Raw genomic sequence first — 13,211 nt, forward strand, 5'->3', positions numbered from 1 at the left:
CGCACGGGGAGGAACACATGAGCACGAGCCCTCAGCCCGACACGTCCCAGGGCGCTGTCCCGCAGGGCGTGCCCGCACCGCACCCGGGCGCCCTGATTCCGGCGCAGCCGGGCCCGGCGCACCCGCTGCCGCCGCAGCAGTTCCCGGCGCACCCGGTCCCGCCGCAGGTTCCGGCGCAGCACATCCCGGCACAGCCCGGTCCGGCGCACGCCCCGGGCGCATACCCGCCCGCCCCGGCGGGCCACCCCGGCGCGGTGCCCGCGGGTCCGTACCAGGCCGGCCCCGTGCCCGGCCCGTTCCCGCCGGCCCCGGCGCCCGGCCCGTTCCCGCCCGCCACCGTCGGGCACCCGCCGCAGCCGTGGCCCGCGCAGGCGGTGCCGCCCGTGCCGATGGCGTACCCGCTGCCTCCGCACCCGGCCTCGGCCCTGCCGGTGTCGCCCGGCGGACCCGCGCGGCAGGGCCGCCTGCGCCGGATCCTGCGCTTCAACACGGTGCTCGCCGTGCTGCTGGCCGTGCTGATCGGTCTGGTGGCCTGGCAGAACGTGCGGATCGGCGACCTGAGCGAGGCGCTGGCCGGTGCCGACCAGCGCCTGTCCGACCTCCAGCGCGCGGACGCCGGCCGGCTGGAGGAGGCCGAGTCGCGGCTCGGCGCGCTGGAGAAGGAGGTCGGTGGGGCCTTCAATGTGGAGAAGCTCGCCGCGGCCGTGCTGCCCAGCGTCTTCCGGGTGGATGCGGGCCCCTTCTCGGGCACCGCGTTCGCGGTCGGGCCGAAGGCCTCCGACGGCGGCACCAACCTGTTCACCAACTTCCACGTGGTCGAGGCGCTGTACAAGGACGGCGGCCGCACCGTGAAAATCACGCGTGACGGCAAGCGGTTCGATGCGAAGATCGTCGGCGTCAACAAGCTCCGTGATGTGGCGCATCTGCACACCACGGCGAAGTTCACCGGTCTCACGGTCGCCAAGACGCCCGCGAAGCCCGGTCAGCAGATCATCGCGGTGGGCGCCCCGCTGGGCCTCACCGACACCGTCACCAGCGGTGTCGTCAGCGCCATCCGGGAGTCCGGATACGAGGAGGGCCCGATGGTGCAGTTCGACGCCGCCATCAACCCCGGCAACTCCGGCGGGCCGGTGATCAACGGCCAGCAGCAGGTGGTCGGCATCACCGTCGCCGGATACCTCAACGCCGAGGGCCTCGGCCTGGCCATCCCGATCGCGGACGCCTGCAAGCTCTTCACCATCTGCTGACCGGAACCCCCTTCGGTTCGGCACGCACGACCATCACGGAGGAAACAGATATGACCCACCCCGCGTCCCCGGCCGACGAGGCTCCTACGACGGCGTTGCCCGCGCAGGCGCCCGTTCTGCCGGAGGCCGCTCCTGCCACGGAGCCCGTCGCGGCCGCGCCCGCCCCGGTCTACCCCGCCGCTCCGGCAGCCGCCGCGTACCCCGCCGCCGCGCAGCCGACCGCCGGTTACCCGGCCACTCCCGCGCAGCCGACCGCCGGTTACCCGGCCGTCCCCGCGCAGCCGACCGCCGGTTACCCCGCTGTTCCCGCGCAGCCGACCGCCGGTTACCCGGCGACCGCGCCGCAGCCCGTCGCGGGTTACCCGGCCGCCGCGCCGCAGCCGGTCGCGGGTTACCCGGCCACGGCCCCGCAGCCGGTCGCCGGTTACCCGGCCGCCGCGCAGCCCGCCGGCTACCCGGCCGGCTACGCCGCGATCCCGGCGCAGCCGGAGGGCTACCCGGTGTCGGCGGTGCCGGTGTCGGCGTACCCGACCTCGGGCTACGGCTACCCGACCGCGCCCGTGCCGGCGCCGGTCAAGAAGTCCAAGGCCACGCTGCTGCTGGCGATCGCCACCGGCGTGCTCGTGCTGGTCGCCGGCGTGATGACCACGCTGTTCGTGCTGAAGTCGGGTGAGCTCGCCGACACCAGGACGACGCTGACCCAGCAGGTCGACGAGCGGGACAAGAGCATCAAGTCCAAGGACAGCGAGATCGCCTCGGGCAAGTCCCAGCTGGAGACCACCAAGGACGAGCTGGAGAAGTCCAAGCAGGACCTCGAGGGCGTGCAGAACGAGAACAAGGCGATGGTGACCTGCCTCGACAAGCTCGACGCGTTCTTCAGCTCGCCGACCGAGGCGCGCGCGAAGGCGCTGGACAAGGCCTGCAAGGCCTACCTCTGACGCTCCGCCACGGGTGGGACGGTCCGCGCACGGGCGCGTGACCGGGTGAACAGCTGACAGGGGCGGCCGGTGCTCCGGCCGCCCCTGGTCGTCGTCGGGTCGCCTGCCGGCGACACCGGGTCAGTGCTGTTCGGTGCGGCGCAGCGGCAGCGCGGACACGCCGACCGGCGGCAGGCCCGCGGTCGAGGCGAGCAGCGCGCACCAGGCCGCGACATGGCCCTCGAGGTCCAGGTCCAGCGGTGTCCAGGAAGCGCGCAGCTCCAGGTCCGTGGTCGCCGGCCCGTCGGCCGCCAGCGCGCCGAAGCGGCTGGAGATGGTCTGCGTCACCGTGCCGCCGATCGCGGCGTATCCGGAGCTGTGCGCGTCGAGCGCGTCCACCAGCCAGCTCCAGCCCACCTGGGGCAGCAGCGGGTCGGTGGCCAGCTCCGGCTCCAGTTCCGCGGTGACGTACGTGACGAGCCGGGTGTCGCCCTCCCACGCCTCGTGGCCGGCCGGGTCGTGCAGCAGGATGAGCCGCCCGGTGGTGACCTCCTCGCCGCGGCGCAGCACGGTCGCGCCGAGGGCGAAGGCGTACGGGGCGAGCCGGCTGGGCGCCGGCACCTCTTCCAGCGCTATCTCGCTCCGGGGGTGGGCGGCACGCAGCGCGGTGACGGCGCGCGTGAACGTCTCGGGGAGTGCCGTCGTGAGCGCCATAGCCGTACCCTAGGGGGCGTCGGGACCGTTGTGGTGGTTCGGCGCGCCGATACGGCTCACATCAGCCCCACCCGTTCGGAGATCGTTATCTGACCGGTGGCACGATGGCTTTGATGAGCAGCGTTACTGACACCAGTCCCGCGGGCCGCACGGCGGGCTCCGCATTCGTCCGGGCGAGTCGCGGGCAGTCCGTGCCGCATACGCCGGTGTGGTTCATGCGGCAGGCGGGGCGTTCGCTGCCGGAGTACCGCGCGCTGCGGGCCGGGGTCCGCATGCTGGAGTCCTGCCGGCAGCCCGACCTGGTCACCGAGATCACCCTGCAGCCGGTGCGCCGCCACGGCGTGGACGCGGCCATCTTCTTCAGCGACATCATGGTGCCGCTGGACGCGGCCGGGGTGGACCTGGACATCGTGGCCGGCACCGGCCCGGTCGTCGCCGAGCCGGTCCGCACGCTCGCCGACCTGGACCGGGTGCGCCCGCTGGACCCGGCCGCCGTGTCCTACGTGGACGAAGCGGTCCGGATGCTCACCGCGGAGCTGCTCGACAAGCCGCTGATCGGCTTCGCCGGCGCGCCTTTCACGCTGGCCAGCTACCTGGTCGAGGGCGGCCCGTCGCGCAACCACACCAAGACCAAGGCCATGATGTACGGCGATCCGCAGCTGTGGCACGCGCTGCTGGACCGCCTGGCCGACATCACGCTGACCTTCCTCAAGGTGCAGATCGCGGCGGGCGTCAGCGCGGTGCAGCTGTTCGACTCCTGGGTCGGCGCGCTGTCCGAAGCGGACTACCGCCAGTACGTGCAACCGCACTCGCGCAAGGTGCTGGCGGGCCTGGCCGACGCCGGGCTGCCGCGCATCCACTTCGGCGTCGGCACCGGCCTGCTGCTGCCCGCGATGGCCGAGGCGGGCGCGGACGTGGTCGGCGTCGACTGGCGCACCCCGCTGGACCAGGCCGCCAAGCTCGTGCCGGGGCGCCCGGTGCAGGGCAACCTCGACCCGGCGGTGCTGTTCGCGCCGTGGGAGGTCGTCGAGCGCGAGGTGCGCCGGGTGCTCGCCGAGGGCCGCACCGCCCCCGGGCACGTGTTCAACCTCGGGCACGGCGTGCTCCCCGAGACCGACCCCACCGTGCTCACCCGCGTCGTGGAGCTGGTGCACACGCTCAGCGCCCGATGAGCGGGCGAATCATGGTGCTCGGTGCCATGCCTGCACGCAGCGAAGCGGAGTGACGGCATGACGGGGCACACCGTTGTCGTCGGCGGGGGCATCGCCGGGCTGGCGGCCGCGCTGCGGCTGTCCGGGGCGGGCGGCCGGGTGACCGTGGTGGAGCAGTCCGCGCGGCTGGGCGGGCGGATCAGCACCCGGGCCGACGGCATCGACACCGGCGCGGAGCAGTTCCTGATGCGCGACCCGGCCGGCGGCCCGAGCGGCGCGAAGCGCCTGGTCGACGAGCTGGGGCTGGGGGACCGGCTGGTCCACCCGGCGATCACCGGGGCCGGGCTGTGGCTCGACGGCACGCTGCGGCCGCTGCCCGGCGGCACCGTGATGGGCGTGCCCGGCCCGCAGGCCGTGCTCGACGGCGTGGCCGCGATCGAAGACCACGACCCGGACCGCGGCGTGCCCGTGCTGCCCGGCGGCGAGGACCGGTCGGTCGGCGCGCTGGTGCGCGAGCGGCTCGGCGGTGAGGTGGTCACGCACCTGGTCGACCCGCTGCTCGGCGGCGTGTACGCGGGCAGCGCCGACGGCCTGTCGCTGGCCGCCACGGTGCCCGCCCTGTACCGGCTGCTCGGCACCGAGCACACCCTGCGCGGCGCGGTGGCGCTGACCGCGGCCGCGAGCCGGGCCCACCAGCCGGGCAGCCCCGTCTTCGGCACCCTGCGCGGCGGCCTGGGCGCTCTGATCGACGCCGCCGCCGCGGAACTGGCGCGTCGCGGTGTCCAGGTGCTGACCGGCGTGCCGGTGCGCATGCTGGAGCGCCACGGGACCGGCTGGACGCTGTCGGTCGGCGCGGCCGCGCCCGACGCCCCGGAGAGCGTGCGCGCGCGGCAGATCGACTGCGACGCGGTGGTGCTGGCCTGCCCGGCCCGCCCTGCCTCTCGGCTGCTGCACGACGTGTCGCCGGACGCGGCGGCGCTGGTCGGCGCGCTCGACTACGCCAGCGTCGGGCTGGTGACGCTGGAGCTGGCGGGCGTCGAGCTGCCGTCGCTGACCGGCTTCCTGGTCCCCGCCGACCAGGGCCTGACCATCAAGGCCGCCACGTTCTTCAGCACCAAGTGGGCCCACCACGCCCGGCCGGGCGGCCGCGTGCTGCTGCGCGCCAGTGTCGGCCGGTACGGCGAGCAGGCGGTGCTGCAACGCCCGGACGCGGAGCTGGTGCGCACGGTGCTCGCCGATCTGGGCACGGTGCTCGGCACGGCGCTGCCCGCGCCCGTCGCGGCGGAGGTGACCCGCTGGGGCGGGGGACTGCCGCAGTACGCCCCCGGTCACGTGGACCGGATCACGCAGGCCCGCGCGCTGCTGGCCGACCTGCCGCTGGGCCTGGCGGGCGCGGCCTTCGACGGCGTGGGCATCCCCGCCTGCGTCACCTCCGCGGAGCAGGCGGCAGACCGCATTCTGAAAGGATGGACGGCATGACCGAACAGACCAACGCGGCCCGGCTGCGAGAGCTCAACGACACCATCCGCTACACGATGTGGTCGGTGTTCCGGGTCAAGGGCCCGCTGCCCTCGATCCGCTCGGAAGTGTCTGGCGAGGTCGAGGCGCTGTTCGGCCAGCTCGCCGAGAAGGACGTCACGGTGCGCGGCGTCTACGACGTGGCGGGCCTGCGGGCCGACGCGGACGTGATGATCTGGTGGCACTCCGGGTCCTCCGACGCGCTCCAGGACGCGTACGGGCTGTTCCGCCGTACGGCGCTGGGCAAGTGTCTGACCCCGGTCTGGTCGCAGGCGGCGCTGCACCGCCCGGCCGAGTTCAACAAGAGCCACATCCCGGCGTTCCTGGCCGGCGAGGAAGCGCGGCAGTACATCTGCGTGTACCCGTTCGTGCGCTCGTACGAGTGGTACCTGCTGCCCGACGAGGAGCGCCGGGAGATGCTGGCCGAGCACGGCAAGATGGCGCGCGGCTACCCGGACGTGCGGGCCAATACGGTCGCCTCGTTCGCGCTGGGCGACTACGAGTGGATGCTCGCGTTCGAGGCCGACGAGCTGCACCGGATCGTGGACCTGATGCGTGACCTGCGCGCCTCGTCCGCCCGGCGGCACGTGCGCGAGGAGGTCCCGTTCTACACGGGCCGCCGCCGCTCGGTGGAGGACCTGGTCGCCGCCCTGCCGTAGGGGAGCGCTCCCAGCGTTCGGCGAGTCGTTACGTCCCATCAAGAGGGGCGAAGAGAAGTTCTGCAAACTGTAGGGCAACCCATGCAACTGATTTGCACGATCGTGCCCTACACTTGCGTACTATGACGCGCAGACTCGCCGAAGTGGCGAAGTACGTGGGAGTGAGCACGGCGACCGTGAGCAGGGTGCTCAACGGGCGCCCCGGCATCTCCGAGGCCACCCGAACGGCCGTGCTCACCGCGCTGGACGTGCTCGGCTACGAGCGCCCCACCAAGCTGCGCGGCGAACGGGCCCGGCTGGTCGGCCTGGTGCTGCCCGAGTTGCAGAACCCGATCTTCCCGGCCTTCGCCGAGGTCGTGGCCGGCGCCCTGGCCAAGCGCGGGTTCACCCCCGTGCTGTGCACCCGCACCGCCGACGGCGTGGCCGAGTCCGACTACGTGGACATGCTGCTGGAGCAGCAGGTGTCCGGCGTCATCTTCGCGGGCGGCAACTACGCCCAGGCCGACGCCGACCACGAGCACTACCGCCGCCTGCTCGACCGGGGGCTGCCCGCGATACTGGTCAACGCCGGCATCGACGACCTGGGCTTCCCCCGGGTGTCGGCCGACGACGCGGTCGCCACCGAGCAGGCGTACAACCACCTGGTCTCGCTGGGCCACGACCGGATCGGCCTGATCCTGGGCCCGCCCGACCACATGCCGTCCTCGCGCAAGCGCCAGGCCTTCCCCGGCGCCGACGACATGGTCGAGCGCACCATCTTCTCGATGGAGGGCGGCCACGCCGCCGCGGCGCGGCTCATCTCGCGGGGCGTCACCGGCCTGATCTGCGCCTCCGACGTGCTGGCCCTGGGGGCGGTGCGCGGCGCGCGCCGGCTGGGCCTGAACGTGCCCGGCGACGTGTCGCTGGTCGGCTACGACGACTCGGCCGTGATGACCTGCACCGACCCGCCGCTGACCACGGTGCGCCAGCCGATCGAGGCGATGGGCCAGGCTGCGGTGGCGCTGCTGGTCAGCGAGATCGCGGGCAACGTGGTCCCGGCCGACGAGCTGCTGTTCGAGACCGAGCTGGTGGTACGCGGCTCGACCGCCGCCGTCCCCGCGAGTGCCCGCCTCATCCCCGCCCAGGCCCGCGCCACCGCCTGACCCTCCCTGCCCGACGGCTCCGTCCACCCCGTGCAAACGGTGTGCACGGAGCCGTTTCGCGTTCCCGCCGCGCTGGGCGGCGACGCGGGCGAAGATCGCTGTCTCGTGTCTAGATCTGCGGTCTGACCTCACTTTTTTCACCTCAAACAGCGATCACCACGCGCGGCTCGCCACCGACCGCCGCGCGGCTGCCCGTCCGAGCGCCGCCGGCTGGCGGCACCGGTTCCGTGCGGGTGCCGTGTGGGCGATGAAACGTTGCGTAAACGTGACCGCCGTCGGGCGTCGTCGATGCCTGGCCGCCGCTGCCCGTCGCCGCCGCGGCGCAGCTCGCCCCATGTCGACCCGGCCGCTGCCGGGTTTGCAGCCTTGAGCTGCACATTTATGACATCGTCGCGATCATCGTGCACACCGCACCGCAAAGACATGACCGTCTGCAGACCAGATTGCGAAACGGTATCGACACATGACCTGTGAACCATGCCACAGGTATTCCTTGCTGCGCAGACGCTGACCCACGCGCGACAGCGTTCGGTCGAAAAATTGCGTAACTATCTCGACACCTTGCGGACATGAGTCGCCATCGCTACAGTGACTTCACCTAAGCCTGACCTTGGAAAGTGCGAGGCAGGTCACAGCGGAAGTCAGCGCAACAACAAGAGGCCGCCGCGGCGATCCGTCCTCGCGGCTCCGTAGATCAAGAACTTTTTCCCGAAGGGATGGACAGATGTCCGTACCGCACTTCCGGAAGGTCGCGGCGATCGCGCTCGCGACCGGCCTGGGACTGGGCCTCGCGGCCTGCTCCACCAAGAGCGACGATGACACGGATGCTGCCGGCAAGACGATCATCACGGTCGACTGCCAGCCGGTCGGCGCGCAGAAGAACCTGCTGCAGGCGTGGAACGACGACGTCAAGGCGTTCGAGGCGGCCAACCCGAGCATCAAGATTAAGAGCGTTTCGGTCGGCACCCAGTGCGCCAACCCGCCGGACTTCACCGCCCGCCTGCAGGGCGGCTCGATGACCGACATCTTCTACGGCTACATGACCGACGTGCAGCAGGTCATCGACTCCGGTCAGGCGATCGACATCACCGCCTACGCGAACAAGGAGAACATCCCGACCTGGGACGACGTGCTCCCCGACGCGAAGAACACGTTCACCAAGGACGGCAAGGTCTGGGGCATCCCGACCAAGAACTACTCGATGGGCCTGGTCTACAACAAGACCCTGTTCACCAAGGCCGGTCTGGACCCGAAGACCCCGCCGAAGACCTGGGCCGAGGTTCGCGAGGCCGCCAAGAAGATCTCGGCGCTCGGTGACGGCATCGCCGGCTTCGGCGAGTACAGCTCGGGCAACACCGGTGGCTGGCACTTCACCGCGGAGCTGTTCTCGCAGGGCGGCGCCCCGGTGTCGGCCGACGGCAAGAAGGCCGACTTCAACAACGACCTTGGCAAGAAGGTTCTGCAGAACCTCAAGGACATGCGTTACGGCGACAACAGCATGGGCGCCCGCCAGCTGCTCGGCTGGGGCGACCTGCTGACCATCGCGGGTGCCGGCAAGGTCGGCATGTTCATCGGCGCGCCCGACGCGACCACCGCGATCGTCACCCAGTTCCAGGGCAAGTACGAGGACTGGGCGATGGGCGCCATGCCGGGCCAGGACGGCGCGGCCAAGGGCACCCTCGGCGGCGGTGAGGGCTACTTCTTCAAGAAGGGCCTGACCGACGACCAGATCAAGGCCGGTCTGAAGTGGCTCGCCTTCGAGAAGCTCACCCCGGGCAAGGGCCAGTTCGACTACGCCCGGGCCAAGGCCCAGGGCGAGCAGGTCGGCCTGCCGCAGCCGCAGCTGTTCACGCCGGGCAGCGCGTCGCAGAAGTCGGAGTTCGACCTGCGCAAGGCGAACGGCAACATCGCTCCCGAGGACTTCGCCGCCTTCGAGAACAACCCGGTCGCGATCAAGTTCGAGCCGGCCAACGCGCAGGGCATCTACGCGATCCTCGACGGTGCCATGTCGGCGATCCTGACGAACCCGAACGCGTCCGTCGACGCCGAGCTCAAGAAGGCCGAGGAGAAGGTCAACCAGCTCCTCGCTCAGGCCGCCAAGTGAGTCAGGGACGGGGAGCCGGGCACCACGCCGGCTCCCCGTCCTCGCGCGGACCTGACCCCGCACTTTCCCCCAGGAGTGATGACATGGCGATCGCCACCGTCCCGGGCGCCGGCATCGACGTCGGCAGCCAAGCGCCAGTACCCGTCGATCCGCGACGCGCCCGGCGCAACCGCCGCATCAAGGACAACCTGACCGGTTACGCGTTCCTGATCGGCGCGGTCATCTGCTTCGCGTTCTTCTCGTGGTATCCGATGATCCGCGGCGTGGTGATGAGCTTCCAGCGCACCCGCGCCGGCGAGACCACGTGGGTGGGCTGGGCCAACTACGAGCGGATCATCAACGACCCGAGCTTCTGGACGGCCTGGCAGAACACCCTGTACTTCACGGTGCTCGCGCTGGTCGCCGGCTACGCGATCCCCTTCTTCCTGGCGGTGCTGCTCAACGAGTTCCGGCACGCCAAGGGCTACCTGCGCATCCTGATCTACCTGCCGGTGATGCTGCCCCCGGCGTCGGCGCTGTTCCTGTTCAAGTACCTCGCCTACGACCCCAGCGACGCCGGTCTGTTCAACTCGATCCTCAAGGGGCTCGGGCTGCCGACCTCGCAGTGGATGCAGTCGACGGACATGACGATGCCGGCCATGGTGCTCGCCTCGACCTGGATGAACATGGGCGGGGCGGTGCTGATCTACCTGGCGTCGCTGCAGAACATCCCCGGCGAGCTGTACGAGGCCGCCGAACTCGACGGCGCGGGCCTGTGGCGGCGCATCACCAACGTGACCATCCCGCAGACCAGGCTGATCCTGTCGCTGATGGCGATGCTCCAGGTCGTGGCGACCATGCAGCTGTTCATCGAGCCGCTGATCCTGGCCAACGGCGCCGGCTCGGAGGATTCGGCCACCTCGGTCGTGTACCTCATCTACCAGCACGGCTTCTTCCAGAACGACCTCAACGGCGCGGCGGCGCTCGGCGTGATCATGCTCGTGGCGCTGATCGGCTTCTCCGCCGTGTACGCCCGACTGAACGCGCAACAGGACTAGGGGAACGAGTCATGGCGCACCAATCCGAGACGCGGTCGCTGGTCTCCTTCGCGCAGCTCCAGCGGGGCCGCGGCAAGGTGATCTACTGGACCCTCCTCACCGTCGTGGTCATCGCGTTCACGCTCGTCTTCATCGGGCCGCTGTACTGGATGATCACCGGCGCGCTGAAGTCCAGCCCCGAGCTGGCGCAGACCCCGCCGACCCTGTGGCCGGCCGACCCGCAGCCGGCGAACTACTCCGACGCGTGGGAGCGGCTGGACCTGGCCAAGCTGCTGTTCAACACCTTCTACTACGCGGTCGGCGCGCTGGTGTTCCAGCTCGTGCTGGACACGGCGGCGGCGTACGCGCTGTCGAAGCTGCGGCCGAAGCTGGGCAACCTGATCCTCGGCATGATGCTGGCGACGCTGATGATCCCGGCGATGGTGCTGATCATCCCGCAGTACGTGACGGTGATCGACCTGCCGATCCTGCACATCAGCCTCATCGACTCGCCGTTCTCGATCTGGCTGCCGGCGGTGGCGAACGCGTTCAACATCTTCCTGCTGAAGCGGTTCTTCGACTCCATCCCCGAGGACCTGATGTCGGCGGCGCGGATGGACGGGGCCGGCTCGATGCGCACGCTCTGGTCGATCGTGCTGCCGATCTCCCGGCCGATCCTCGGCGTGGTCTCCATCTTCGCGGTGACCGCGGTGTGGAAGGACTTCCTCTGGCCCAAGCTGGTCATGCCCTCGCCGGAGACCCGCACCATCAGCGTCGGCATCTACGCCTTCTCCGGCGGCACGCCGCAGAACGTGGTCGTCGCCGCGGCCGTCATCGCCGCGATCCCGACCATCGTGTTCTTCCTGATCTTCCAGCGCAGCATCATGTCCGGCCTGACCGCCGGCGGTCTCAAGGAGTAGCCGGCCGGGGGCCCGTGCCGCAGCGCGCGGGCCCGCCCGCCGTGCCCCACGTCCAGTTCGTGTTCCGTAACAGGAAGCAGGTATCTCGTGGTTGACATCGGAGCCCCCGCGCCGCAGGGGGTGCGCTCGGCGACGGACGCCTGGTGGCGCGATGCCGCCATCTACCAGGTGTACGTCCGCAGCTTCGCCGACGGCAACGGCGACGGCGTCGGCGACCTGGCCGGTGTCCGGGCGCATCTGCAGTACCTGAGGGACCTGGGCATCGACGCCATCTGGTTCAACCCCTTCTACGTCTCGCCGCAGGCGGACGGCGGGTACGACGTGAGCGACTACCGCAACATCGACCCGATCTTCGGCGACCTGGCCGAGTGCGAGGAGATGATCCGGGAGGCGCACGCGCTGGGCATCCGCGTCATCGTCGACGTGGTCCCCAACCACTGCTCCGACCAGCACCCCTGGTTCCAGGCCGCGCTGGCGGCCGGGCCGGGCTCGCCGGAACGCGAGCTGTTCTGGTTCCGCCCCGGCAAGGGCGAAAACGGCGAGCTGCCGCCGACCGACTGGACGTCGAACTTCGGCGGCGGCACCTGGACCCGGGTGGCCGACGGCGAGTGGTACCTGCACCTGTTCGACGGCGCGCAGCCCGACTGGAACTGGGACCACCCCGCGGTCCGTGAGGAGCACGAGAACGTGCTGCGGTTCTGGTTCGACCGGGGCGCCGACGGCATCCGCATCGACTCGGCGGGCCTGCTGGTCAAGGACCCGACGCTGCCCGAGGTCGGCACCACCGAGCGGCACCCGTTCGAGGACCTGGACGAGGTGCACGACGTGTACCGGGCCTGGCGGCGCATCGCCGACGAGTACGGCGGCCGCGCGCTGATCGGCGAGGTGTGGATGCCTGACGTGCAGCGCTTCACCAACTACCTGCGCCCGGACGAGATGCACACCGCGTTCAACATGAACTTCCTGTGCTCGCCCTGGGATGCCGCGCTGCTGCGCGACGTCATCGACGAGACGCTGAGCTCGCACGCGCCGGTGGACGCGCCCGCGACCTGGGTGCTGTCCAACCACGACGTGACCCGCCACGTCAGCCGGTACGGCCGCGCCGACAGCTCGTTCAGCTTCAAGGGCCGCACCTTCGACACCCCGGTCGACCTGGAACTCGGCACCCGCCGCGCCCGTGCGGCGATCATGCTGGCGCTGGCCCTGCCCGGCTCCGCCTACCTGTACCAGGGCGAGGAGCTGGGCCTGTGGGAGGTCGAGGACATCCCGGCCGAGCTGAAGCAGGATCCGATGTGGCACCGCACCGCCGGAGCCGACCCGGGCCGCGACGGCTGCCGGGTGCCGCTGCCCTGGTCGGGGGCGGAGGCGCCGTTCGGGTTCAGCCCCGAGGACGCGCCGGTCAAGCCGTGGCTGCCGCAGCCCGCGGCGTGGAAGGTGTACACCGCCGAGGCGCAGACCGGTGACCCGGGTTCGATGCTGGAGCTGTACCGCCGCTGCCTGAGCCTGCGCCACAGCGAGCCCGCGCTCGGCGACGGCCCGATGTCGTGGCTGGACAGCTCCGCGCAGGTGCTGTCGTTCCGCCGACCCGCCCCGGACGGCCTCGACCTGATCTGCGTGGTCAACCTCTCCGACTCCGCCGTCGACGTGCCGGCGTACGCGCAGGTGCTCGTCTCCAGCGGCCCGCTGGACGGCAACCGCCTGCCCGCCGACACCGCGGTCTGGATCCGTCCCTCCTGACCCGTCGAACCGGGCCCGAAGGGAGCCCGTCGCTCAGCATCGCCACGGCCGTGGCGGCGCGCCCCCTCGCGCCGCCTCACTCCGCT

The 13,211-nt window shown here is 71.3% G+C and carries 11 protein-coding genes; 10 read left to right on the forward strand and 1 reads right to left on the reverse strand.

All coding sequences use genetic code 11. The features are described from left to right. Nucleotides 1-17 precede the first annotated feature (17 nt). Complete coding sequence (locus F6W97_RS21660) at nucleotides 18-1,247, forward strand: trypsin-like peptidase domain-containing protein (RefSeq protein WP_230686860.1); 1,230 nt, start codon at nucleotides 18-20, stop codon at nucleotides 1,245-1,247. A gap of 50 nt (nucleotides 1,248-1,297) precedes the next feature. Continuing rightward, nucleotides 1,298-2,185 (forward strand): hypothetical protein, encoded by an 888-nt coding sequence (locus tag F6W97_RS21665; RefSeq protein WP_155372251.1) that lies wholly within the window; start codon nucleotides 1,298-1,300, stop codon nucleotides 2,183-2,185. A 120-nt stretch (nucleotides 2,186-2,305) separates the two neighbouring features. On the opposite strand, the gene F6W97_RS21670 is transcribed toward F6W97_RS21665, so the two are convergent. Next, nucleotides 2,306-2,878 carry a DUF3000 domain-containing protein gene (locus tag F6W97_RS21670; RefSeq protein WP_155372252.1) on the reverse strand — a complete coding sequence of 191 codons (573 nt, stop codon included), beginning with the start codon at nucleotides 2,876-2,878 and terminating at the stop codon, nucleotides 2,306-2,308. Nucleotides 2,879-2,982: 104 nt separating this feature from the next. On the opposite strand from F6W97_RS21670, the gene hemE reads away from it, so the two are divergent. The 8 genes from hemE to F6W97_RS21710 all read left to right on the forward strand — a co-directional run bounded on the left by hemE (nucleotide 2,983) and on the right by F6W97_RS21710 (nucleotide 13,125). After that, on the forward strand, nucleotides 2,983-4,050 hold the full coding sequence (gene hemE, locus F6W97_RS21675) for a uroporphyrinogen decarboxylase (RefSeq protein WP_155372253.1): 1,068 nt from the start codon (nucleotides 2,983-2,985) through the stop codon (nucleotides 4,048-4,050). A gap of 57 nt (nucleotides 4,051-4,107) precedes the next feature. After that, nucleotides 4,108-5,508: a protoporphyrinogen oxidase gene (gene hemG, locus F6W97_RS21680; RefSeq protein ID WP_155372254.1), complete on the forward strand. Its 1,401-nt coding sequence runs from the start codon at nucleotides 4,108-4,110 to the stop codon at nucleotides 5,506-5,508. Beyond that, complete coding sequence (hemQ, locus tag F6W97_RS21685) at nucleotides 5,505-6,206, forward strand: hydrogen peroxide-dependent heme synthase (RefSeq protein ID WP_155372255.1); 702 nt, start codon at nucleotides 5,505-5,507, stop codon at nucleotides 6,204-6,206. Before hemG ends, hemQ begins: the two co-directional genes overlap by 4 nt. Before the next feature lie 122 nt (nucleotides 6,207-6,328). Further along, the gene (locus F6W97_RS21690) at nucleotides 6,329-7,348 is read left to right on the forward strand and encodes a LacI family DNA-binding transcriptional regulator (protein ID WP_155372256.1); all 1,020 of its coding nucleotides are present in this window, start codon (nucleotides 6,329-6,331) and stop codon (nucleotides 7,346-7,348) included. A gap of 724 nt (nucleotides 7,349-8,072) precedes the next feature. Next, nucleotides 8,073-9,452 carry an ABC transporter substrate-binding protein gene (locus F6W97_RS21695; protein WP_155372257.1) on the forward strand — a complete coding sequence of 460 codons (1,380 nt, stop codon included), beginning with the start codon at nucleotides 8,073-8,075 and terminating at the stop codon, nucleotides 9,450-9,452. 83 nt (nucleotides 9,453-9,535) lie between these two features. Then, nucleotides 9,536-10,489: a carbohydrate ABC transporter permease gene (locus tag F6W97_RS21700; RefSeq protein ID WP_155372258.1), complete on the forward strand. Its 954-nt coding sequence runs from the start codon at nucleotides 9,536-9,538 to the stop codon at nucleotides 10,487-10,489. Between the two features lie 11 nt (nucleotides 10,490-10,500). Next, nucleotides 10,501-11,388: a carbohydrate ABC transporter permease gene (locus F6W97_RS21705; protein WP_155372259.1), complete on the forward strand. Its 888-nt coding sequence runs from the start codon at nucleotides 10,501-10,503 to the stop codon at nucleotides 11,386-11,388. Nucleotides 11,389-11,475: 87 nt separating this feature from the next. Then, nucleotides 11,476-13,125 carry a glycoside hydrolase family 13 protein gene (locus F6W97_RS21710; protein WP_230686862.1) on the forward strand — a complete coding sequence of 550 codons (1,650 nt, stop codon included), beginning with the start codon at nucleotides 11,476-11,478 and terminating at the stop codon, nucleotides 13,123-13,125. The last annotated feature ends 86 nt before the right edge of the window (nucleotides 13,126-13,211 follow it).

Origin of the sequence: Catellatospora vulcania (assembly GCF_009720385.1) — a bacterium.
In the GTDB taxonomy this organism is placed as follows: domain Bacteria; phylum Actinomycetota; class Actinomycetes; order Mycobacteriales; family Micromonosporaceae; genus Catellatospora; species Catellatospora vulcania.